At 62.0% G+C, this 23,463-nt stretch carries 24 protein-coding genes; 22 read left to right on the top strand and 2 right to left on the bottom strand.

The features are described from left to right. Positions 1–220: 220 nt before the first annotated feature. The 15 genes from ABDB84_RS13200 to ABDB84_RS13130 all read left to right on the top strand — a co-directional run bounded on the left by ABDB84_RS13200 (position 221) and on the right by ABDB84_RS13130 (position 11,757). Entirely contained in the window at positions 221–1,117 is an 897-nt protein-coding gene (locus tag ABDB84_RS13200) for a cation diffusion facilitator family transporter (RefSeq protein ID WP_345920213.1), read from the top strand. A gap of 62 nt (positions 1,118–1,179) precedes the next feature. Further along, the gene (locus ABDB84_RS13195; RefSeq protein ID WP_345920212.1) at positions 1,180–2,202 is read left to right on the top strand and encodes a quinone-dependent dihydroorotate dehydrogenase; all 1,023 of its coding nucleotides are present in this window, start codon (positions 1,180–1,182) and stop codon (positions 2,200–2,202) included. Positions 2,203–2,212: 10 nt separating this feature from the next. Next, positions 2,213–2,794 (top strand): electron transport complex subunit RsxA, encoded by a 582-nt coding sequence (gene rsxA, locus ABDB84_RS13190; protein ID WP_345920211.1) that lies wholly within the window; start codon positions 2,213–2,215, stop codon positions 2,792–2,794. 264 nt (positions 2,795–3,058) lie between these two features. Then, entirely contained in the window at positions 3,059–3,616 is a 558-nt protein-coding gene (gene rsxB / locus ABDB84_RS13185) for an electron transport complex subunit RsxB (protein ID WP_345920210.1), read from the top strand. Continuing rightward, positions 3,613–3,750 (top strand): hypothetical protein, encoded by a 138-nt coding sequence (locus tag ABDB84_RS13180; protein WP_345920209.1) that lies wholly within the window; start codon positions 3,613–3,615, stop codon positions 3,748–3,750. The genes rsxB and ABDB84_RS13180 overlap by 4 nt, the downstream gene beginning before the upstream one ends. A gap of 2 nt (positions 3,751–3,752) precedes the next feature. Next, entirely contained in the window at positions 3,753–5,327 is a 1,575-nt protein-coding gene (gene rsxC, locus ABDB84_RS13175; RefSeq protein ID WP_345920208.1) for an electron transport complex subunit RsxC, read from the top strand. Continuing rightward, positions 5,320–6,276 (top strand): Gfo/Idh/MocA family protein, encoded by a 957-nt coding sequence (locus ABDB84_RS13170; RefSeq protein WP_345920207.1) that lies wholly within the window; start codon positions 5,320–5,322, stop codon positions 6,274–6,276. Before rsxC ends, ABDB84_RS13170 begins: the two co-directional genes overlap by 8 nt. A gap of 36 nt (positions 6,277–6,312) precedes the next feature. Then, the gene (locus ABDB84_RS13165; RefSeq protein ID WP_345920206.1) at positions 6,313–7,332 is read left to right on the top strand and encodes an RnfABCDGE type electron transport complex subunit D; all 1,020 of its coding nucleotides are present in this window, start codon (positions 6,313–6,315) and stop codon (positions 7,330–7,332) included. A 2-nt stretch (positions 7,333–7,334) separates the two neighbouring features. After that, entirely contained in the window at positions 7,335–7,844 is a 510-nt protein-coding gene (locus ABDB84_RS13160; RefSeq protein ID WP_345920205.1) for a hypothetical protein, read from the top strand. Between the two features lie 9 nt (positions 7,845–7,853). Further along, positions 7,854–8,570: a riboflavin synthase subunit alpha gene (locus ABDB84_RS13155; RefSeq protein WP_345920204.1), complete on the top strand. Its 717-nt coding sequence runs from the start codon at positions 7,854–7,856 to the stop codon at positions 8,568–8,570. Then, a complete protein-coding gene (rsxG, locus tag ABDB84_RS13150; RefSeq protein ID WP_345920203.1) occupies positions 8,567–9,208 on the top strand; it encodes an electron transport complex subunit RsxG in 642 nt (213 codons plus the stop codon). Before ABDB84_RS13155 ends, rsxG begins: the two co-directional genes overlap by 4 nt. A gap of 10 nt (positions 9,209–9,218) precedes the next feature. Beyond that, positions 9,219–9,902 (top strand): electron transport complex subunit RsxE, encoded by a 684-nt coding sequence (gene rsxE, locus ABDB84_RS13145; protein ID WP_345920202.1) that lies wholly within the window; start codon positions 9,219–9,221, stop codon positions 9,900–9,902. 141 nt (positions 9,903–10,043) lie between these two features. Further along, the gene (nth, locus tag ABDB84_RS13140) at positions 10,044–10,670 is read left to right on the top strand and encodes an endonuclease III (protein WP_345920373.1); all 627 of its coding nucleotides are present in this window, start codon (positions 10,044–10,046) and stop codon (positions 10,668–10,670) included. A gap of 47 nt (positions 10,671–10,717) precedes the next feature. Continuing rightward, complete coding sequence (locus ABDB84_RS13135; protein WP_345920201.1) at positions 10,718–11,146, top strand: DUF1841 family protein; 429 nt, start codon at positions 10,718–10,720, stop codon at positions 11,144–11,146. Beyond that, positions 11,143–11,757 (top strand): HAD family hydrolase, encoded by a 615-nt coding sequence (locus ABDB84_RS13130; protein WP_345920200.1) that lies wholly within the window; start codon positions 11,143–11,145, stop codon positions 11,755–11,757. The genes ABDB84_RS13135 and ABDB84_RS13130 overlap by 4 nt, the downstream gene beginning before the upstream one ends. Positions 11,758–11,762: 5 nt before the next feature. Here the strand turns inward: ABDB84_RS13130 and ABDB84_RS13125 are convergent, their stop codons facing one another. Continuing rightward, the gene (locus ABDB84_RS13125; RefSeq protein ID WP_345920199.1) at positions 11,763–12,698 is read right to left on the bottom strand and encodes a substrate-binding periplasmic protein; all 936 of its coding nucleotides are present in this window, start codon (positions 12,696–12,698) and stop codon (positions 11,763–11,765) included. Between the two features lie 480 nt (positions 12,699–13,178). Between ABDB84_RS13125 and ABDB84_RS13120 the strand changes: the two genes are divergently transcribed. From ABDB84_RS13120 to ABDB84_RS13095, 6 genes are all read left to right on the top strand, one after another. Continuing rightward, entirely contained in the window at positions 13,179–14,852 is a 1,674-nt protein-coding gene (locus ABDB84_RS13120; RefSeq protein WP_345920198.1) for an alpha/beta hydrolase family protein, read from the top strand. Between the two features lie 82 nt (positions 14,853–14,934). Continuing rightward, positions 14,935–18,396, top strand: a complete 3,462-nt coding sequence (locus ABDB84_RS13115; protein ID WP_345920197.1) for a hybrid sensor histidine kinase/response regulator — start codon at positions 14,935–14,937, stop codon at positions 18,394–18,396. Further along, positions 18,380–19,321: a response regulator gene (locus ABDB84_RS13110; RefSeq protein ID WP_345920196.1), complete on the top strand. Its 942-nt coding sequence runs from the start codon at positions 18,380–18,382 to the stop codon at positions 19,319–19,321. Before ABDB84_RS13115 ends, ABDB84_RS13110 begins: the two co-directional genes overlap by 17 nt. Positions 19,322–19,534: 213 nt before the next feature. Beyond that, positions 19,535–20,149, top strand: a complete 615-nt coding sequence (locus ABDB84_RS13105) for a hypothetical protein (RefSeq protein ID WP_345920195.1) — start codon at positions 19,535–19,537, stop codon at positions 20,147–20,149. A gap of 633 nt (positions 20,150–20,782) precedes the next feature. Then, positions 20,783–21,004, top strand: coding sequence for a hypothetical protein (locus ABDB84_RS13100; protein WP_345920194.1), 222 nt, complete (start codon positions 20,783–20,785; stop codon positions 21,002–21,004). 2 nt (positions 21,005–21,006) lie between these two features. Beyond that, positions 21,007–21,360 (top strand): type II toxin-antitoxin system RelE/ParE family toxin, encoded by a 354-nt coding sequence (locus tag ABDB84_RS13095; RefSeq protein ID WP_345920193.1) that lies wholly within the window; start codon positions 21,007–21,009, stop codon positions 21,358–21,360. Here the strand turns inward: ABDB84_RS13095 and ABDB84_RS13090 are convergent, their stop codons facing one another. Beyond that, positions 21,361–22,023: an alpha/beta hydrolase gene (locus ABDB84_RS13090; protein ID WP_345920192.1), complete on the bottom strand. Its 663-nt coding sequence runs from the start codon at positions 22,021–22,023 to the stop codon at positions 21,361–21,363. Positions 22,024–22,174: 151 nt separating this feature from the next. Here ABDB84_RS13090 and urtA point away from each other — a divergent pair, with 151 nt between their 5' ends. Further along, entirely contained in the window at positions 22,175–23,452 is a 1,278-nt protein-coding gene (gene urtA / locus ABDB84_RS13085) for an urea ABC transporter substrate-binding protein (protein WP_345920191.1), read from the top strand. Positions 23,453–23,463: the final 11 nt, after the last annotated feature.

Below are 23,463 nucleotides of genomic sequence, written 5' to 3'. Positions count from 1 at the left end.
CCAAAGGCCTGAGAGCATGCCACAAAGCCGCAGCAACTCCAATTCCGCCAAGCGCACTGCGTAACGCTTCTGCGCAAAAACCGCACACTCTCCGCCACGATACAAGACGCATTTGCATCCCCGCTTTGCGCTGGCGCATGACAAAGCGCCAAGCCAGACATCATGCAGCGGGTGTACGGTAAAGTCGGCGCCAGATTCCAAGCGATTGATACGGCTGCGCATGTTCAAATTCATCACCCAGGCTTCCGGCGCCACGCGCTACATTCACCTGTCGATTGCAGCAGCAGTAGCCACCATCACGCTCAAACTCATCGCTTGGAAAATCAGCGGCTCGGTCGGCCTGCTATCGGACGCACTGGAATCTTTCGTCAATCTGGCCGGCGCCCTGTTTGCATTGGCCATGATCCAGATCGCCAATGAGCCGCCGGACGAAGAACATCCCTTCGGCCATAGCAAGGCCGAATATTTTTCCAGCGGTTTCGAGGGGACACTGATCTTCGCCGCCGCCGGCGCCATTCTGTGGGCGGCGATTCCGCGCCTCTTCAATCCGGCTCCGCTGGAGTCCCTGGGCCTCGGTCTGTGGCTCTCGGCAGCCAGCACAGCGCTGAACTTCGCCGTCTCCCGCACGCTGTCCAAAGCCGCCAAGCGCCTGCACTCGGTCGCCCTCGATGCGGATGCACGCCATCTGATGACCGATGTGTGGACCACCATCGGCGTCATCTGCGGCCTGGCCGGCGTCGCCCTGACCGGCTGGCAATGGCTGGATGCACTGATCGCCATTGCGGTGGCCCTGCACATCCTGTTCGAAGGCTGGCACCTGATGCGCGGCGCGGCCGACGGCCTGATGGACCAGGCCCTGCCCGAGGAAGAGCTGGCCCAGGTCGAAGCCGTGCTCAACAGTTATGGCGAACGCGGCGTCAGCTGGGGCAAGCTCAAATCGCGGCGTGCCGGCAGCCAGCGCTTCGTGCACGTCGATGTGCTGGTGCCGGGTGACTGGCGGGTCGACAGCTCGCACGAAATGCTCGATGAAATCGAGCAACGCATCAGCGATGCGCTGGGCCGCGCACATGTCACCACCCACCTTGAGCCCTCGTATTGCGAGATGCCGGCGCCTTGAAACGCTGCCGAAGCTGTATCAGAGCAAGGACGGAAGCGCCCGAAATCGCTTAAAATCGCGCCATGCTCTATCAAATCGCCCGCCCGCTGCTGTTCGCACTCGATCCCGAGACCGCGCACGAACTCACCCTCTCGACCCTTCGCAACCTCGGTGGCTTGATCCCAAGCTGCGGGCGCGTGCAGGCCGAGCCCGTCGAAGTCATGGGACTGCGCTTCCCCAACCGCGTCGGCCTGGCCGCCGGTCTGGACAAGAATGGCGAAGTCATCGACGGCCTCGCCAGCTTCGGCTTCGGCTTCATCGAAGTCGGCACGGTCACGCCGCTGGCGCAACCGGGCAACCCGAAGCCGCGCATGTTCCGCATCCCCTCGCGCAAGGCGATCATCAACCGCATGGGTTTCAACAACCATGGCGTCGATAATCTGGTCGCCCACGTCAAGGCCAGCAAGTTCAAGGGCGTGCTGGGCATCAATATCGGCAAGAACCTCGTCACGCCGATCGAGCGCGCGGTCGACGACTACCTGATCTGCCTGGACAAGGTCTATGCCCACGCCAGCTATGTGACGATCAACATCTCCTCGCCGAACACCAAGAACCTGCGCCAGCTGCAAGGCGAATCCGAACTGGACGCCCTGCTCGGCACGCTCAAGGCGCGCCAGACCGCGCTGGCCGATCAGCACGGCCGCTATGTGCCGATGACGCTGAAGATTGCGCCTGACCTCGATGAGGAACAGATCGTCACGATTGCCGACGCGCTGCGCCGTCACCGCATCGATGGCGTCATCGCCACCAACACCATGATCGGACGCGAGGGCGTCGAAGGTCAGCCGCACGCCAATGAAGCAGGCGGCCTGTCCGGCGCCCCGGTGCGTGAGAAATCCACCCTGGTGATTGCGGAACTGGCCCGGCGTCTGGCCAGCGAAGTGCCGATCATCGGTGTCGGTGGCATCACCGAGGCGGCACATGCCGCCGAGAAGATCGCCGCCGGCGCCAGCCTGGTACAGATCTACACCGGCTTCATCTACGGCGGGCCGGAACTGGTGGGCGACTGCATCAAGGCTACCGAGCAGGCAGCGCGCCCGCGCTGAAGGGAGTCCCATGAGTCATTACCTCTTGCTGCTGATCGGCGCGGTTCTGGTCAACAACGTCGTCCTCGTGCGCATCCTCGGCCTGTGCCCCTTCATGGGTGTCTCGAAGAAGTACGAGACAGCCATCGGCATGGGTGCAGCCACCACCTTCGTGCTGACCCTGGGATGTGGCACCAGCTACCTGATCGACCACTACCTGCTCAGCGCCTTCGACGTCGCCTACCTGCGCACCCTGGCTTTCATCGTCGTCATCGCCGCCATCGTGCAGCTGACCGAGCTGGTGCTGCAGAAGACCAGTCCGGTGCTGCATCAGGTGCTGGGCATCTACCTGCCGCTGATCACCACCAACTGCGCGGTGCTGGGCATCCCGCTGCTATCGGTGGCCTATCGCCACAATTTTTTCGAAGCCATCGTGTTCGGTTTTGGCAGCTCGGTCGGCTTCTCGCTGGCCCTGGTGCTGTTCGCCGGCATCCGCGAACGGCTCGATGGTGCCGACATCCCGCTGCCCTTCCGTGGCAGCGCCATCGCCCTCGTGACCGCCGGGCTGATGAGCCTGGCCTTCATGGGCTTTGCTGGATTGGATAAATACTGAAATGCGTAACTTTTCTCGCGAGTGGAGAGTCGGGAGTGGGGAGTGGAAAACCCCCGCCGACTCACGCCTTTTCGACTCACGCCTTTTCGACTCACGCCTTTTCGACTCACGCCTTTTCGACTCACGCCTTTTCGACTCACGCCTTTTCGACTCACGCCTTTTCGACTCACGCCTTTTCGACTCACGCCTTTTCGACTCCCGACTCCCGACTCCCGACTCCCGACTCCCAACTCCCGACTCCCGACTCCCGACTCCCGACTCACCATGCTGAATGCCATCCTCGTCATGCTCGGCCTGGCACTGGTGATCGGTGCCGTACTCGGCTGGGCTTCGCTCAAGTTCAAGGTCGAAGGCGATCCGCTGGTCGACAAGATCGACGCCATCCTGCCGCAGACCCAGTGCGGCCAGTGCGGCCACCCCGGCTGCAAGCCCTACGCCACGGCGATTGCCAATGGCGAGGCCGACATCAATCAATGCCCGCCCGGTGGTGAAGAAGGCATCCGCAAGCTGGCGGACCTGCTCGGCCGCGAGTTCAAGCCGCTCAATGCCGAGAACGGCACCGAGAAGCCCAAATCGGTCGCCTTCATCGACGAGAACACCTGCATCGGCTGCACCCTGTGCATCCAGGCCTGCCCGGTGGACGCCATCTCCGGCGCCGCCAAACAGATGCACACCATCATCGCGCCGCTGTGCACCGGCTGCGAGCTGTGCCTGGCGCCCTGCCCGGTCGATTGCATCACGATGGAAGTCGTGAAAGAAACCGTGGACACCTGGAAGTGGCGTTATCCGGTCATTCCGCTCAAGGAACAAAGCGCAGCATGAACGAGCAGAAAATCTTTCACCGCAAAGGCGCAAAGAAAATGCAAAGGGCCGCGAAGGAAAACGTTTTGAATTTGCCTTTGAAGTCCTTTGCAGCCCTTTGCGGCCCTTCGCGCCTTTGCGGTGAGGGTGTTTGAAAATGAACGCACTTCGCCAACTTTTCAGCTTCAACGGCGGCGTCAAGCCTGCCACGCACAAGACCGATTCGACGCGCGCGCCGATTGCCCAGGTACCGCTGCCGGCCGAACTGGTGATTCCTCTGCATCAGAGCATTGGCGGCACGCCACACCCGCTGGTGTCGGCTGGTGACAAGGTGCTCAAAGGGCAGCGCATCGGCGATGCCGACGGCAACTTCTCATCCGCCATCCACGCCTCGACCTCCGGCACCGTGCTGGCCGTCGAGCCGCGCGTGATGGCGCACACCTCGGGCCTGACCACGCTCTGCGTGGTGCTGCAACCCGATGGCGAGGAGCGCTGGCTGGACGAAGCGCCGCTGGACTGGCGCAATACCGATGCCAACACCCTGCGCGACTTCCTGCGTGACGCCGGCGTCGTCGGCCTCGGTGGCGCGGTATTCCCCAGCCACCTCAAGCTGCGCGCCGGGCGCGATACGCCGCTCAAGACCCTGGTCATCAATGGCGCCGAGTGCGAACCCTTCATCACCTGCGACGATCTCCTGATGCGCGAGCGGCCCGCGCTGATCCTGCGCGGCATCGCCATCATGCGTCACCTGCTCTGCGCCGAAGAGGTGCTGATCGGCATCGAGGACAACAAGCCCGAAGCCATCGCTGCGATGCAGGCCGCTTGCAAGGACATCGTCGGCATCGACACCATCGCCGTGCCGACGCGCTACCCCGCTGGCGGCGCCAAGCAGCTGATCCGCGTGCTCACCGGCATCGAAGTGCCGCATGGCGAGCGCTCCACCGATTACGGCGTGCAGTGCTTCAACGTCGGCACCGCCTACGCGATTTACGAAGCCGTCGAGCTGCGCCGCCCGCTGATCTCGCGCATCGTCACCGTCGCTGGCAATGTCGAACAGCCGCGCAATTACGAAGTGCTGTTCGGCACGCCGATGGATCACCTCGTCAAGCTCGCCGGCCTCAAGCCCGATACGGATGCATTCATCATGGGCGGCCCGATGATGGGTTTCCGCATGCCGGCGTTCGACGTGCCGGTGGTCAAGGCCACCAACTGCGTGATTGCCGCCAGCCCAACGCTGTTCGCGCCGCCACCGCCCGAGATGCCCTGCATCCGCTGCGGCGAATGCGCCCGCGCTTGTCCCGCTGACCTGCAGCCCTTCGAACTGTACTGGCACTCACGCGCCAAGAACTTTGGCAAAGCGCAGGAGTTCCACCTCTTCGACTGCATCGAATGCGGCTGCTGCAGCTACGTCTGCCCCTCGCACATTCCGCTGGTCGATTACTACCGTTTTGCCAAGAGCGAAATCTGGGATCGCGAGAAGCAGAAGGACTCGGCCGACGCGGCACGCGAGCGCTTCGAGTTCCGCAATTTCCGTCAGGAACGCGAAAAGCAGGAAAAAGCCGAGAAGCTGGCCGCCCGCGCCACCAAACCGGCCGCCAGCAGCGAAGCGCCGGCTGCTACCGGCGAGGCGGCGGAAGATCCCAAGAAAGCCCTGATCGCTGCGGCCCTGGCCCGCGCCCAGGCGCAGAAGGAAGCCGCCGCCGAAGCCAGCGAAGGCAAGCGTGATGAATAAGCTGCGCTGGGGCATCCTCGGCTATGCGCGCATCGCCCGTCTCAATGCGATTCCCGCCCTGCTGCGCGCCGGCAATGCCGAGCTGGTTGCCATCGCCTCGCGCGACGCCAACAAGCTTGCCGAGTGCGCCGCGCAGTTCCCGCTGGCACGCCTACATCTGAGTTACGAGGCCCTGCTCGCCGACCCCGATGTCGACGCCGTCTACGTGCCGCTGCCCAATTCGCTGCACAAGCCCTGGAGCATCGCCGCGCTCAAAGCCGGCAAGCATGTGTTGTGCGAAAAGCCGCTGGCCATGAACGCTGCCGAAGCACGCGAGATGACCGCTGTCGCGCAGGCGCATGGCAAGCTGCTGATGGAAGCCTTCATGTACCGCTACACCGACCGTGCGCGGCGCGTGCAGGAGCTCATCGAAAGCGGCGTGCTCGGCCCGCTGCGCCACATCAATGCGAGCTTCCGCTTCTTCCTCGACCGGCCCAATACCATCAAGGCGCAGCCCGAGCTGGGCGGCGGCGCGCTCTACGATGTCGGCTGCTACCCGGTGAACCTGGTCGGCCTGATCACCGGCGCCGTGCCGCTGAGCGTCAAGGCTGTTGCCGAATACGAGCAAGGCGTTGATGTGAATCTCTCGGCCCTGCTGCAGTACGAAGACGGGCTGATCGCCAACATCCACTGCGGCTTCAACGCGCATGGCCGCATGCATGCCGAAGTCATTGGCACGCTGGGCGTGCTGGAGATTCCCGACACCTTCCTCGACCCAGCTGGCGAAATCCTCGTCCATACCAAGGCCGGCACCGAGCGCATCGCGATTGCTGAATCGGACCGCTACGGCGCCGAATTCCGTGACTTCTCGGCTGCCGCGCTGGAAGGCCGTGCGCCCTTGCTGACACTGGATGAGACGATCCGCAACATGCAGGTGATGGACATGATTCGCGAGAGTTTGAAGCCGTGAGCCACCGCCAACATTACCGCACAACAGGACTTAGCCGTGCTGCCTAGCCGCTCCAACAACTCCCCCTACGTTCGCGCCCAGACCAGCGTCACGCAAGTGATGCTCAAGGTGCTGCTGGCCCTCGTGCCGGCGATTGCCGTCTATGTCTGGCAGTTCGGTATCGGCGTCCTGGTGCAGATTCTGCTCGCCACCGTCACAGCACTGATTGCCGAAGCGCTGCTGCTCAAGCTGCGTGGCCGACCGCTGGGCCTCTTCCTGCCGGACCTCTCGGCGGTTGTCACGGCCTGGCTGATCGCGCTGGCCTTCCCGCCCATCGGCCCCTGGTGGATGGTCGTGGTCGGCACGGCGTTCGCCATCGTGGTCGCCAAGCAGCTGTATGGCGGCCTCGGCCAGAACCCCTTCAATCCGGCGATGGTCGCCTATGCGGTGATGATCGTCGCCTTCCCCTCGCTGATGTCGCAGTGGCCGTCACTCGGTCTGGACAGCGGCCTGCAGTTACAACACATTTTCGGCGCGCACGGCGGCAATGCGGCGGTGGACGCGCTGACCAGCGCCACGCCGCTCGATGCCTTGCGCACCGGCCTGCGCGAGAGCGGCGCCAGCGTCGCACAAGTCGTGCAAGGCGCGGGCTTCGGCAGCTTTGGCGGCAAGGGCTGGGAGTGGATCGCCTTCGCCTATCTGGCCGGCGGTCTCTATCTGTGGCAGCAGCGCATCGTCACCTGGCACATCCCGCTCGCATTCCTCGGCGGCTTGAGCCTGATTGCCGGCATTGCAACGCTGGCGCACGGCGAAGCCTATCCCGGCCCGCTGTTCCACCTTGCCAGCGGCGGCACCTTGCTCGGCGCCTTCTTCATCCTCACCGATCCGGTCTCGGGCGCCACCACGCCGCGCGGCAAGCTGCTGTTCGGCCTCGGTGCCGCGCTGATCACCTGGATCGTGCGCAGCTTCGGCGCCTACCCGGATGGCGTCGCATTCGCCACCCTGCTCATGAATCTCTGCGTGCCCATCATCGACATGAAGACCCAGCCACCGGTCTTCGGGCACAAGAAGCATTAGAGATGGAACGAGACAAATCTGCGCGTGGCAATGCAAGCCAGTTCTTTGTTGCGGGCGAGCTTTGCCGTCGTGGATACGCAGCTGTCGTCACGCTGGGGAATACGCCGAACACTGATGTCCTGTGCAGCAACAGAGAAGGCACAAGTTTTGTTCACATACAGGTCAAAACTTTTATTCCAGGAACAAAAACCTGCAGTGTGGGAATGAAAGCGGAAAGGAATTTTGGCCCCAGATTTTTTTGGATACTTGCCGGAATTCCTCTTGCGAACTCGGACGCAGCTTTTGAATACTTCATCATTCCAGCTGCCATCATGTCCAAACATGTGAGTGAATTTCACCAACGCTGGTTGGATGCCCCGGGTAAATTGGGTCAAAGCCACAAAGACAGCTCTGTGCGAGCAGTGAATATTCCACCTAACGCTTATGCGCACCTTTGGAGTATCGAGCCGTATCGCAATCGATGGGACCTCATTGCTGAGTGTCTCGAACCAACCAACTCTTTTAAGTCATAACATTCAATAATGTTCACCGGAATCGTCAAAGGCACGGCCCGTCTCGCCAAGCTTGAACGCAAGCAAGGCCTCTACACGCTGACCCTGGATTTCCCTCCCGACTTCGACGCGGGCCTCGCAATCGGCGCCAGCGTCGCCGTCGATGGCGTCTGCCTCACTGTCACACGCCACGCCAGCGGCTGGGCCGAGTTCGACGTGATGCAGGAGAGCCTGGTGCGCAGCACCCTCGCCAACATCAGCGAAGGCCAGCGCTTCAATGTGGAACGCGCCGCGCATGATGGCGCCGAGATCGGCGGCCACCCGCTGTCCGGCCACGTCGATTGCACGGCCAGCATCGTCGGCATCGAGACGCCGGAAAACAACAAGGTGATGCGCTTCGAAGTGGCGCCCGAGTGGATGCACTACATCTTCGCCAAGGGCTATATCGCCGTGAATGGCTGCAGCCTCACGGTCAGCGATGTGGATCGCGCCACGCGCCGCTTCAGCGTGTGGTTCATCCCCGAGACCTTGCGCGCCACCACCTTCGATGCCAAACAGCTGGGCGACATGGTCAACATCGAGATCGAGCGCGGCACGCAAGTGACGGTCGATACCATCCGCACTTATCTCGATGAACGCCTCGGCCCCCTGCTGCCGCGCCTGGAAGCCCTGCTCGGCGGCCAGGGCACGCTGCTCGAACAGACCATCGCCGCCCTGCCGCCTTCGACCACGCCTGACAAACCATGAGCAAACCCCTCACGCCCTTCAAGCTCTCGGCGCAGACCGCGGCGATGATGATGGCCTTCACCCTGGTCTTCACCGCCCTGATGGCCGGGACTTACCAGGCCACGCGCACGACGATTGCCGAGAGCGCCGAAGCGGAAAAGCTCATCCTCATCAACCAGGTGCTGCCGCCCGCCAGCTACGACAACAAGCTGCTGCAAGACACCTACAAGCTTGGCGCCACGCCCGAGCTGGGACTCGATGAAGGCGGCTTCGTCTATCGCGCACGCAAGGACGGCAAGCCGGTCGCCGTGGTGATGGAAGCGGTCGCGCCCGATGGTTACAGCGGCAAGATCCGTCTCGTCATCGCCGTCAAGACCGATGGCACGGTGAGCGGCGTACGCGTCACCGAACACCGCGAAACGCCGGGTCTGGGCGACTATATTGACCCGAAGAAAGACAAGAACAAGCAACACCCGTGGATCGCGCAGTTCGAGGGCAAATCGCTGAGCGTGCTGCCCTTCGAGCGCTGGAAGGTGAACAAGGACGGCGGCGATTTCGTCTACATGAGCGGCGCAACCATCTCGCCGAGCGCGGTGATCAAAGCGGTGGCACATGCGGTGAAATTCGCCGCCGACAATCAGGCCAAACTTTTCGAGTGATGAGCACACGATGAGCACACAAAAACTCTCCGAAGTCGCCTGGAACGGCCTCTGGAAACAGAACACCGGCCTCGTCCAGCTATTGGGTCTGTGCCCGATCCTCGCTGTGTCGACCAGCTTCGTGAACGGCGTAAGCCTGGGCATTGCGACCATCGTCGTGATGTCGCTCTCCGGCGCGGTGACGGCGGCGCTGCGCAACTTCATTCCGTATGAAATCCGCATTCCGGTGTTCATCCTGATCATTGCTGCACTTGTGACCGTGCTCGATCTGGCGATGAACGCCTGGATGCACTCGCTCTACGTGGTGCTGGGTATCTTCATTCCGCTGATCGTCACCAACTGCATCGTGCTGGCGCGCATCGAAGCCTTTGCGGCAAAGAACGGCGTGCTCTCCTCCGCCGTCGATGGCGCAGGGATGGGCGGCGGTCTGGTGGTGGTGCTGGGCATGCTCGGCACGATCCGCGAGCTGCTCGGCACCGGCGCCATTCTCAATGGCATCGACACGGTGATTCCCGGCACCTCGGCAATCCAGATCCTGCCGGCGGACTACCCCGGCTTCCTGATCGCCATCCTGCCGCCCGGCGCCTTCATCGCATTGGCCTGCCTGATTGCGCTGCGCAACTGGTCGGAAAGCAGAGCGGCCAAGCGCAAGCCCGTCGTGCCGCCCGCAACACCTGCTGAACAGATTGCCTGAACACGCAAGTCCCTCCTCCGGGAACGGCTGAGCGCTCGTACTGACAGCCGTTCCCTCTCCTTGAGGAGAGGGTGGCCGCAGGCCGGGAGAGGTGAAATGCAAGCACACAGGAACCATTGATAGAGCCCCATGCCCCGTAACATGCTCAAGGCGGAAATCGCCGAAGCCTTCCAGCGCTGGCAAGCCGCCAATCCGCATCCGGTGACCGAGCTGGAATACGGCTCGCCCTTCCAGTTGCTGGTCGCCGTGGTGCTCTCTGCCCAGGCGACTGACAAGGGCGTCAACATCGCCACGCGCAAGCTCTTCCCGGCCGCGCCCACGCCTGAAGACATGGCGACGCTGGGCGAAGCGGGCATTGCTGAATACATCAAGACCATCGGCCTTTATCGCAACAAGGCCAAGAACGTGGCGATGCTCTCGCGCCAGCTGCTCGAACGCCACGCCGGCGAAGTGCCGCGCAATCGCGAGGCGCTCGAAGCACTGCCGGGCGTCGGCCGCAAGACCGCCAATGTGGTGCTCAACTCGCTGTGGCGCGAGCCGGTGATGGCAGTCGATACACACATCTTCCGCGTCTCCAACCGCATGGGCCTGGCGCCGGGCAAGGACGTGCTGGCGGTCGAAAAAGCACTGATGCGTCGCGTGCCCAAGGAATACCTCATCGATGCGCATCACTGGCTGATTTTGCACGGCCGCTATGTGTGCACCGCGCGCTCGCCCAAATGCGGAGAATGCACGGTGCGCGATCTGTGTCAGTCAGCGGATAAGTAAAGCACTGACCTACAATCGACTCCCGACTCCCGACTCCCGACGCCAACATGTTCAACCCCACCCGAGACCAGGCCCGCGCATTCTTCATCGAGAGCTGGCGCAAGCGCCGTGCTGGCGAACAGCTCGAAGCGATGGAGCAGCTGGTCGCCGACATCATCGCCTCACATCCGGAATACCACCCGCTGTTCGAGAACCCCGATGCGACGGACAAAGACTTCGCGCCCGAGGATGGCCAGGTCAATCCCTTCCTGCACATTTCCCTGCATCTGGCCATCGAGGAGCAGCTGGCGATCGACCAGCCGCCCGGCATCAAGGCCGCTTTTGAAGCCTGCTTGGCGCGCCGCGACAATGCCCACGAAGCACGTCACGACGTGCTGGAGAGCCTCGGCGAAACGATCTGGGAAGCGCAGCGCAATGGCACGGGCATGGATGCCGCCGCCTATATCGAACGCATCAAACGGAGAGCCGCACAATGAGTTCTGGTATCGATACCGTCGTCTTTGATCTGGGCAATGTGCTGATTCCCTGGAACATTCACAATGTCCTCGGCGATTACTTCGACAGTGAAGAAGCGGTCTCGGCCTTCCTGACAGAAATCGATTTTGCCGGCTGGCATGCGCGCCAGGACGCCGGTTACCCGGTCGCCCAGGCCGTGGCCGAACACAGCGCAAAGTTTCCGCATCACGCGCATGTCATCACCGCCTTTTACGCCCGCTGGAACGAGACCGTCGGCCCGGTGATTGAAGAATCCGCGCAGATGCTGGCCAGCTTGCGCGCGGCCGGCTTGCGCTGCTACGCGCTGTCGAATTTCTCGGCCGAACTCTTCGCGCAAAGCAAGCCGCGCTACGACTTCTGGTCGCATTTCGAGGGCATCGTGCTGTCTGGCGAGGAAGGCGTGAACAAGCCCGATGCGCGCATCTATCAGGTGCTGTTCGAACGCCACGCCATCGACCCGGCACGCGCCGTGTTCATCGACGACAGCCTGCCCAATGTGCTCGCCTCACGTGCGCTGGGCATGCGTGCGGTGCATTTCCGCGCGCCCGGCGAAGCGCGTCTGGCGCTGCGTGGCTTCGGCCTGCCGGTCTGATCCACTCAGGGCCTGCGCGGGCTCACAGCCTTGGCGTGCGAGGCCTTGGCGCAGATGCCACGACGTGCATCAAAAGGATCGAACCACAGCTCCTTGCGCTTCAAGGGCGTCTCCGGCGTCAGCAGGGGGTTGTCGAGGCGAATGATGTGACGCGCGCATAGATTGGCGCGCCTGAGCGCATCTTTGTAGAAATCGACCACGATGCGCTGCAGGCTGCCGTCGCTGACCATGGACTCCAGACCCTCGTTGAGGCGGCGCGCCAGGCGCGGCTCGCTCGGCGAGACGAAAATATAGGTCGGTAGCGGCAGTACCAGCAGCAGCTCGCGCTCGATTTCCAACCCTGAAGCGTCACCACCGCGCGCGTCGTATTCGGGGAAGATTTCAGTCACGCCACGCGGAAAGTAATCAAAGCGCCCGGCCAGCAGCATGCGGCTGAGCGTTTCCTGATTGACCGCTGTCTCCAGGCGCAGACCGTTCGCTTCCATGATCTTGCGCGAAGACCAGCCCAGGCCCACGCCGAGGCTGAGCGCGCGCAGATCATCAAGCGTGCGCACGGCGCCAATCCGCGTCTGCATGCCATGACGCACAAAGCCGATACGGTTGCCGGAAAGCCCCATGTCCAGCGGAATACGGATCGGCAGCAGCTCATGCTCCCACTCCGGCTGCGTGACCACCACCGCAACATTACCGGGCTTGCCGTTTTTCAGGTCGCTGAGCAGGCGCTCGCGGATCATCGGATTAGGCTGGAGGAGGATGTTGTAGTCGCCATAGCTGCGCTGGGTGCGACGCATCGCCTCGGCAATCACCAGATCCGGCAACTCGGGCGCCCTCGCGGCAGATTCGGCACGATACAAACGCACCACGTCCGTCGCCCCGCCAGGCATGCTGGCCAGCGCCAGCAAACATGCAAAAAACAAACGACGCAGAACGCGGTTGGGCATGACGGGCGTGTGTCTCTTGTTATGCTTCCGCTGGGGGCGGCGTTATGTTCTTTTGTATAGAACAGTTATGTAACCGAAGCCCCTGCAGGACGCAAGCTCCCTGAGCGTGAATATTGCACGAAGTCTTTTCTCTCATGCCACCATACGCGCCATGAACGACGCAATCGAGCCCCCGAACGGCAGTGACGAACACGAGGCGATCCAGCCCATCGTCCAGTCGGACCTCGATTACACAGCCTGAAGCTGAGATTGCTTGTGTTACTTGCTCACTCACAGACAAAGATCAGCCCAACGCCTCCAGCGCGTTGGGCTTTCATGAGATGTGTCAGTGCGCGTTGTGTTATCGCCGCCTTGCTCAGCCTCGTACTTACAGGCGCATCTGCGCAGACGTCGGACGCTTTGGCAACTTATTTCCGTGCCAACGGGATCCCCTGTCTCAGCGCTGAAGGGCACTGGATCGCGGAAATCTCCGAGACCCCCATGTCGGTGTGGCTTACATCTCTCTCGGAGCAACGGAAGCAACGGGAGTTGCGCCTTCCAGACACAGGCCGCGTGCTATGGATTTTCTGGACACAGCACGGCGAGAAATTGATTGTGGTCGCCCAGCAGGAAGCAAAGCCGCTTGTGTATTCGATAGACCCAGAGAGCGGAGCATTCGAGCTACTGAGCCAAGCCTCTGACAGCCTGGCCATGGTGCGTGGGTCCTCATCAAGCAACTACGCTTTCAGCTCATTCCGGATCCGTCGCGACAAGCAATTCCTGGAACTGGACGCAGATGGGCGCTTCGTCCCGAGCATCGCAACCAATGACATCTGCGCGGATCCTGAGTGCAAGGGTGCAAGGCTTAGCTTCGCAGCGCGCGGCGCGGAACAGCACTATCTGCATGGCGGCGAGAATCCGCAGACAGTCATGCGCCTAAATGCTGCAGACCGGCGACAGGGCAGTGGTTTGGTCTCCATCACGCAAGACGGACAGGCCTACTTCCTTTCCTCAGAGGGACGCAACCTCCTCGCGCTGAGCCGCACCGACTTGGCCTCCGGAACAGAGACCGTACTGCACGAAGGCCACTCGGACATTCTGAGCGTGAGCCTGAATCCGCTCAGCAAGAAGCCACAGTTTGTCGAAACGGACGATTCAAGCCGCCGTGTTATCGCGCTGGACGCAGACACAACCCGAACACTTGAACTATTGAAACAGCTGGGCGGTGGCGACGCTCACATCATCAATCGTGCCCCTTCGGACAAATACTGGCTAGTGTCATTCCCCGAGACAGTACAAGCGCCCAAGCTTGCCTTGTTCGACCGTGACCAACGCAGCTTGCGCACACTCACCGCTGTCGGAGCCAGCTTCCGTGGACGCGTGAGCTGGCACACGGAACGCGGCGTGCAAGTATCTTCAGGAGGTCTGCACATTCCTTATGTGCTCCTGACTCCGATTGAATGTCCCGCAAGCACCTGCCCGCTCGTTGTACTTCTTCACGGCGGCCCTGCTGCGCGTGACACCGGAAATATCGACCGCGAGAGACAGATTCTGCTGGATCGCGGCTATGCCATCCTGATGATCAATTACCGCGGTTCGAAAGGCTTTGGCAAAGCCTACGAACAACTCGATCAGGGCGAGTGGTACAAGGGTATTCCGGAAGACGTCAAAACGACGCTTCACGCCTTGCAAGCATCTGGCGTCGCGAACCGCGAGCGTATTGCATTCGTAGGAACAAGCTTTGCCGCATATCTCGCCTTGAACCTGATTGCCGATGGAGAAGCAGCCAGCTGTGCGGTCGTCGACTCCGGAGCCCTTGATCTTCCCGTGTTCGTGGCCGAGGAGATGGAAAAGGCGCGCGCCAAGGGCGCAATCAGCGATCTGCTCGAACGCGTCGGAGATCCGCGCATCGAGGCTCAACGGTTCGTCATGGCCGCGGGGTCGCCAGCCAACAAGACCGAGGCTTTGGCCCGCATTCCCATCCTTCACTTGCACGGAGGACAGGACAGCATCGTCAACATCGCCCAGGCCAGAGCCTTTGCTGCGCAGATGCAAGCAAAATCCAAGGTCTATCGCTATATCGAGTTAGCCGATCAGGGACATAGCCTTGTGGGCGCACGCGAGATGTACTGGAATGTGGCAACGGAATTCCTGGACCGCTGCCTGAAGCACTAACACGCCTCAGCATCACCGCTGTGCCCCAACGGTATGTGATGAATCGTGCCCAAGCCGCCGCACTCATGCCACCATACGCGCCATGAACGACGCAATCGAGCCCCCGAACGGCAGTGACGAACACGAGGCGATCCAGCGTGTGGTCAAGGTGCGCCGCGACTACAACTCCTGGGTGGCCAAGGAGTCGATTGAAGATTACGCCCTGCGCTTTACTGCGCGCAGCTTCCGCAAGTGGCCGGCGTGGCGGGTGGCCAATACAGCGTTCGGTGCGGCGTCCTTTCTGGTGCTCGAAGCCGTGGGCGCCACCTTGCTGGTGAACTTCGGCTTCATCAACGCCTTCTGGGCGATCCTCGTCACCGGCCTGATCATCCTGCTGTGTGGCTTGCCGATCAGCTATTACGCGGCCCGCTATGGTCTGGACATGGACCTGCTGACGCGCGGCGCGGGCTTTGGCTATATCGGTTCGACCATCACCTCGCTGATCTACGCGAGCTTCACCTTCATTTTCTTCGCGCTCGAAGCGGCGATCATGGCCTATGCGCTGGAGCTGGCCTTCGATATTCCGCCTTCGCTGGGCTATCTGATCTGCGCGCTGGTGGTGTTGCCCCTGGTCACCCACGGCATCACCGCGATCAGCCGTCTGCAGGCCCTGACCCAGCCGATCTGGCTGCTGCTGCTGGTGCTGCCGTATTTCTATGTGCTGCAGGCGAACCCCGGTGTGCTGGGCGAACTGGCCAGCTACCCCGGCGCCAATGGCGCGGGCGGGCAGTTCAATATCTATCTGTTCGGCAGTGCGCTGACCGTGGGCATCGCGCTGATCACGCAGATGGGCGAGCAGGTCGATTACCTGCGCTTCATGCCCGAGCGCACGCCGGCGACGCGTCTGCGCTGGAATCTGGCAGTGATCATCGGCGGTCCGGGCTGGATCCTGCCCGGCATCGCCAAGATGCTCGGTGGCGCCCTGCTCGCCTACCTGGCGCTGCGCAATGCGGTGCCGCTGGAGCGCGCCGTCGACCCCAACCAGATGTACCTGATCGGCTACGAATACGTACTGCAGCGCAGTGACTGGGCGATTGCCGTGACCGCCTTCTTCGTCATCCTCTCGCAGCTGAAGATCAACGTCACCAATGCCTACGCCGGCTCGCTGGCCTGGTCCAACTTCTTCGCGCGGCTCACCCACAGCCATCCGGGGCGCGTGGTGTGGGTGGTGTTCAACCTGCTGATCGCGCTCTTGCTGATGGAGCTCGATGTGTTCCAGGCACTCGGCCAGGTGCTCGGGCTGTTTTCGAATGTGGCCATTTCGTGGATCGTCGCGGTAGTCGCCGATCTGGTCATCAACAAGCCGCTGGGGCTCTCGCCGCCGGGCATCGAGTTCAAGCGCGCGCATCTTTACGACATCAACCCGGTCGGCGTCGGCGCGATGCTGATCGCCTCGGCACTGTCGATCTCGGCCTTCGTTGGCCTGTTCGGCGCGCAGGCGCAAGCTTTCGCCTCGTTCATCGCACTGGCCAGCGCGCTGATCCTCTCGCCCTTGCTGGCCTGGGCTACCGGCGGCCGCTACTACATCGCACGCCGCTCCATCCCGATCATTGCCGAGCCGCGTGGCGAGACGCGCACCGTCTCCTGCGTGATCTGCGAGCGCCAGTATGAAGTCGATGACATGGCGCACTGCCCGGCCTACCAGGGCCACATCTGCTCGCTGTGCTGTTCGCTCGACGCACGCTGCAACGACCTCTGCAAGCCCGAGGCGCGCCTGGCCAGCCAGTGGTCGCACTTGCTGCAGCATCTGTTGCCTCGCCGCCTGTGGCCCTACATCGACTCGGGCATCGCCCACTACCTGCTGCTGATGGCGCTGATCGTGCCGGTCATCGTGGCCCTGCTCGGCCTGTTCTACTACCACGAGGTGCAGATGCTCGGCGGCGAAGATCCGGCCGTGCGCGTCGCCCTGCGCCAGGCCTTCATGAAGGCGTTTGCCGCGCTGCTGCTGATCGCCGGCATCCTCGCCTGGTGGCTGGTGCTGACCCACAAGAGCCGCCAGGTCGCGCAGGAGGAATCGAACCGCCAGACGCATCTGCTGATGCGCGAAATCGAATCGCATAAGCGCACCGACGAAAAACTGCAGCGCGCCAAGCGGGTCGCCGACCAGGCCAATCAAGCCAAGAGCCGCTACATCACGGCGATCAGCCACGAGCTGCGCACGCCGCTCAACAGCATTCTGGGCTATGCGCAGATCCTCGATGGCGACCCGGCGATTCCCGCGCATCGCCAGCAAGCGATCAAGGTCATCCGCCGCAGTGGCGACCACCTGCTCTCACTCATCGAAGGCACGCTGGACATCGCCCGCATCGAAGGCGGCAAGCTCACGCTGGAGACGCGCGCCATCGACTTTGCCGAGGTGGTGCAACAGCTGGTGCGCATGTTCGAACAACAGGCGCACAGCAAGGGGCTCAACTTCAGCTTCGAGAAACTCAGCGAACTGCCTGCCGTGGTGCGTGCTGACGAAAAGCGCCTGCGCCAGATCCTGATCAACCTGCTCGGCAATGCAATCAAGTTCACCGCACAGGGCGATGTCACCCTGCGCCTGCGTTACGCACGCGAAATGGCGGTGTTCGAGATCGAAGACAGCGGCCCCGGCATTGCCGCCGAGGAACTTGAACGCATCTTCGAGCCCTTCTCGCGGGGCAGCGCGCCACAAGCAGCGGCCGCCGGCGGCACCGGACTGGGCCTCACCATCGCACGCATGCTGACCGACCTAATGGGCGGCGAAATGAGCGTGCGCAGCGTGCTGGGCGAAGGCACCTGCTTCACCCTGCGCCTGTTCCTGCCACAAGTGCATGCCGCCCAGGCGGCGCGCGAACTGCCGGTCAGTGTGCGGCGCACGGGTTATCGTGGCGAGCGACGGCGCATCCTCATCGTCGACAACGAACAGGTCGACCGCGAACTGCTCGCCAGCGTGCTCGCGCCGGTCGGCTTCGAGCTCGACCAGGCCGCCTCCGGGCTTGAATGTCTGGAAGTGCTGCCGCGTTTCAAGCCGCATGCGATTTTCATGGATCTGGCGATGCCGGGTATCGACGGTTGGGAGACCATCCGCCGCATCCGCGCGCAGCAGCTCTCCGACGCGCCGATCGCCATCATCTCAGCGAACGCCTTCGACAAAGGCCTCGACAACGACGTCGGCATCGCCAGCAGCGACTTCATCCTCAAGCCAGTCAAGGTTGCCGAGCTCTTCGACTGGATCGGCGCGCGCCTCGATCTGGCCTGGGACGACGCGGCATCGGCGACGAACACACCCGCAGCGCCAGCGCACGCCGCCAAGAAAGCCAGCGCTGAAGTGCAGCGGCCGCCGCGTGAGCAGCTTGAAGCGCTCGCCGCGCAGATCGACCTCGGCTATGTACGCGGCATTCACAAGGCGCTCGACGAAATGCTGGCGGCGAGCCCGCACAGTGCCGACTTTGTGAACAGCATGCGCGAACACGCCAACCGCTTCCAGCTCGAAGCCATGAGCCAGACTTTACGGAGAATGATGGATGCCGACCAGTCTTGACCGGCAGAATACCGACATCGTGCTGATCGTCGATGACGTGCCGGAAAACCTCTCGGTGCTGCACGATGCGCTCGACGAAGCGGGCTTCACCGTGCTCGTCGCGATCAATGGCGAAAGCGCCCTCTCACGTGCGCGCCAGGCTGTGCCCGACATCATCCTGCTCGACGCGATGATGCCCGGCATGGACGGCTTTGAAGTCGCACGTCGCCTGCGTGCCGACTTCGCCACCCAGCACATCCCGATCATCTTCATGACCGGCCTCACCGAGACCGAGCACGTCGTCGCCGCCTTCCAGGCCGGCGGTACCGACTACGTCAGCAAGCCGATCCGCAGCGGCGAAGTCATTGCCCGCATCAGCAGCCACCTGCGCAGCGCACGGCAGATGAAGCAGGCGCGCAGCGCGCTCGACGCCTTCGGCCAGGCCACCATCGCCGTGCATCTGGCCAGTGGCCGCATCACCTGGCAAACCCCGCTGGCGCGCCAGATGCTCGCCACCCACGGGCTCGACAGCGAAGGCATCACCGCGCCGCGCATCCTCGACTGGCTGCGCCTTGCCAGCCAGACGCCCGCCGCCAGCAACGCACCCGAACCCGCCACGCTCAACCTCGCACACGGCGGCCGCCGCCTGATCTTCTCTCTGCACGACCGCACCGCCGACGACGAATACCTGCTGGTGCTGCGCGAAGAATCCGACAGCAGCGCGCTCGAAATCCTCATCGCCGCCTTCCGCCTCACGCAAAAGGAAGCCGAAGTCCTGCACTGGGTCAGCAAGGGCAAGACCAACAAGGACATCGGCGACATTCTCGGCTCCAGCCCGCGCACCGTGCATAAACACCTCGAACACATCTTCGAAAAGCTCGGTGTCGAAACGCGCACGGCCGCGGCGAATCTGGCGATGAGCAAGCTGGGGCGGGGTGGAGGCTAAACGATCAAAGCCCGAAAGCGCCCCCATCGCTGAGAGACGCCGCCTAGCAAGAAGACATATCTCCTGAGCATTTATAGGCCTTGGTTTTTAACTAACGCAAAACAAAATATTCGTCGTAGACCTAGCATTGGGATCTGACAATGCCGACAGCAAAACAATATTGCTGTGCGCGCCAGGCCACAGAAGCTCTTCCGCTAAAGGACTACGCAAATCATGAATATTTCCCGCTCTTACCTCGGCGCTGCGATGCTGATCGTAGCTGGACTGTATGGTGCAAACATTCAGGCTGCGACAGCGTTCGTCCAGACCTATGTGCAGGGCCATCCAGCGCTAATCAGCGCCGTCGCCTACCCAGACGTCGCTTCAGCCAAGACCGCAGCAAGCAATGAATGCATCCGGGTTAGCGGCGGCGAGAAGATATCGGAGTTCAACCGCGTACGCTGTCAAAGCTTTCCAGACAAAGGAGGTCCGAAGTTTTCGGCCAGCCCTGTCGTAGTGGCCTGGGCATTCTCCGAGAGCAATTCAGGCGGCAACGCCGGAACAGGCCTCGACAACAACGCAGACAGCGCCACCAATCTCGCCGACAGTTGGTGCAACTCCGGCAAAAGCAGCGCCTCCAAAACCCCTCCGCGCCGCTGTATTGTTACAAAGCTGCTTGACTGTGTCCCACATGCCGCGAACGACCCGGAGGTTGCTGACAACTTCTCCGGCTTGTTTCCGGAGAAGGCTAGTGAATTGTGCAATAAACAAGGTGGGCAAACCTCACCAAGCCTGAGCGTACTATTCCCTGCATGGATTACGCCCCCTCCGTCCCTACCTGCGCGCTAAGCTCTTCGAAAAACAAGCCCGGATGAAAGCCGCAGGTCGAGCATCCGGGCTGGGGCCTGATCAGCCGCCCTTCCCGAATTTCGCAGCGCTTCATTCAGCCAGCAAGGGCTTCCGAGCGAAGCCTGAATCATGCAGTCATTTCGGCGGCTGGCGGCCTCAACTAAGTTCCACCCCTAACAAAGTGGGTGACTGCGCGAATAGATATCCCTTCACTACGCATCTCCCCTCTCCCGGCCCGAAGGGCCCCCCTCCCCCAAGGGGAGGGAACTTCATTGGTTCTCCGGCGCATCGACCAGTAATGCACCTTGCCGTGCCCTCCCCCTCGGGGGAGGGTGGCCGGAGGCCGGGAGAGGGGCGAACGTCGCGCAATGCGAATTGCCGCAACTGGGAACGCTGCGCTGCCGAAGACCATCGGTTTAAAGCCAAGAAGGAGGCTTGATTCCGCTAGCCCCCGGATTCCGCTACGCTTCATCCGGCTAAAAATGCTGTGCTGTATCCAGCCGCGGTGTGCCCCAAGCAAAGCCGTGATTTCCGGATGATGCATTGGCCTGCGAACAAGCCTTGCCCTGCTCACTCTGAGCTCAGCCGACGCGCGATTGCATCGCGAGCTTTCAGTGAGCTACCATCCAAAGCATGCAGCTCGCTTCCGGAACCATCGTTGACGGCAAGGTCGTCGTTGAAGGTCTCTCTCTGCCAGAGGGGACCGTGGTGACGGTCATCGCGCGCGGGGATGATGCTGCCGTGAAGTTGCCCCCTGCTCAGGAGACTGAGCTGCTGGATGCGCTGGACGAAGCGGATCGCGAAGAAGGTATTTCGGCTGATGAGCTCTTCGCGCGCTTAAGTCGCTACGGCTGATCTTGTCCCTCGCGGTCCGCATCAAACCCCGCGCAGTGCGGGAAATTGAAAAAGCTGCTGCGTGGTGGGCGGACAATCGCCCGGCAGCCCCTGGCGCCATTCGCAAAGATATTGCAGCCGCGCTGGCTTTGCTTGTAGATGAGCCGGGCATTGGTAGCAAGATCGAAACTGCGCGCCCTATTGTGGTCAGGCGTTTATACCTGCCGCGCATCCAGTATTTCCTTTACTACCGAATACAGGACAAAGCCCTGGAGGTGGTCGCGTTCTGGCATCAAGTCGGGGACAAGGCCCTGGGCTTTAAGCGGACCTTGAATGCATTGCCAGCATCAACGCAAGCTTCAACCCCCTCCTCGTAGTCAGCCCCGCAACACCCCCGCCAAATATTCCTTCGCCTCACGCAACATGCCCGGCGTCACCGTGTGACCAGCATTGTATGCATGCAGGGCATGGCGAACGCCGCGCTCGCTGAGCATGCGTGCGGCAAGCTCGGACTGTTCAAAAGGCACGGCGCCGTCTTGCGTGCCGTGTAACAGCAGCACCGAGAGATGCGCCAGCGCGGCGGCCTCGCAGTGCAAGGGTTCAATCGCGTCGAGCACGCGGCCGGCGATGGAGATGGCGCCCTGGATCAGCTGCGGCGCGGTGAACACCAGGCTCAGGGCCATCGCGGCGCCCTGGCTGAAGCCCAGCACATAGACGCGCTGCGGGTCGATGTCGAATTCGCGCACGGCGGACTCGATGGCGGCGATGAGGAAGCTGCGGCTCTCAAGCACTTCACGGCCGTCGTAGACCGGGCCACTGGGCGTGTCCTGACGCAGATACCAGCGGTAGTAGCCAGGCTGGATTTCAATCGGCGCGCGGATGCTGAGCACGGCGAACTGCGCATCGAAATGGGGAGCGAGGCCGAACAGGTCTTCTTCATTGGCGCCCATGCCGTGCAGAAGCACCAGCAGAGGTGCTGGCTTTGCAGAGGCGGTGCCAGGTGGGCGAACGGCTGGACGGTAAAGGTAGTGGAAATTCATGGGCGCAGTGAGTGTGGCAAAGCAGCACTCTAGAGTGACTGCGTAGTCCTACGCAATCTGGCGTATTCCGTCAGACGCGACGAATCCCTACATTGGCGACATCCGCTGGCTTACCCGGTGGTTCTTCAACTTCTGTCAGGGAGTCTCACACATGCAATCACGTCGTAACTTCATCAAGGTTTCGGCGATGGCCTCGGCTCTGGCTATCGCAGGTCTCACTTCCTTTACGGCACGCGCCGCCGATACGATCAAGGTCGGCATCCTGCACTCGCTCTCCGGCACGATGGCGATTTCGGAAACGGTCCTCAAGGACGTTGCGCTGATGACCATCGACGAAATCAACAAGAAGGGCGGCGTGCTGGGCAAGCAGCTGGAACCCGTGGTGGTTGACCCCGCTTCCAACTGGCCGCTGTTCGCTGAAAAGGCTCGCCAGCTGATCTCCAAGGACAAGGTTGCGGTGACCTTCGGCTGTTGGACCTCGGTGTCGCGCAAGTCGGTGCTGCCGGTCTATGAAGAGCTGAACAGCCTGCTGTTCTACCCGGTGCAGTACGAAGGTGAAGAACTCTCGAAGAACGTTTTCTACACGGGTGCAGCGCCTAACCAGCAAGCCATCCCGGCCGTCGAATACCTGATGAGCAAGGACGGCGGCTCGGCCAAGCGCTTCGTGCTGCTGGGTACCGACTACGTCTATCCGCGTACCACCAACAAGATCCTCCGCGCCTTCCTGCACAGCAAGGGCATCAAGGACGAGGACATCATGGAAGAGTACACGCCCTTCGGTCACAGCGATTATCAAACCATCATCGCCAAGATCAAGAAGTTCGCCGCTGAAGGCAAGAAGACGGCCGTGGTGTCGACCATCAACGGCGACTCCAACGTGCCCTTCTACAAGGAACTGGGCAACCAGGGCCTGAAGGCGACCGATGTGCCGGTGGTGGCTTTCTCGGTGGGTGAAGAAGAGCTGCGTGGCGTCGATACCAAGCCGCTGGTCGGCCACCTGGCCGCATGGAACTACTTCATGAGCATCAAGAACCCGACCAATGACGCCTTCATCAAGGAATGGAGCGCATACGCCAAGGCTAAGGGCATTGCTGGTCACAAGGACAAGCCGCTGACCAATGACCCGATGGAAGCGACCTACATCGGCATCCACATGTGGGCCCAGGCGGTGACCAAGGCCAAGTCGACCGACACCGACAAGGTGATCGCCGCGATGGCTGGCCAGACCTTCCCGGCACCGGGCGGCTTCATGTCGACGATGGACAAGGAAAACCATCACCTGCACAAGCCGGTGTTCATCGGCGAAGTGAAGGCTGACGGCCAGTTCAAGGTGGTGTGGAAGACCAAGGGTCCGGTGGTTGCCGACCCGTGGAGCGACTACATCCCCGAGAACAAGGGCAAGAAGAACGTTCCCGAAGTGAAGAAGTAAGCAAAGTCTGT

Origin of the sequence: Uliginosibacterium sediminicola, from assembly GCF_039631295.1 — a bacterium.
Lineage (GTDB): Bacteria > Pseudomonadota > Gammaproteobacteria > Burkholderiales > Rhodocyclaceae > Viridibacterium > Viridibacterium sediminicola.
This window is presented reverse-complemented; position numbering and strand designations above follow the sequence as displayed.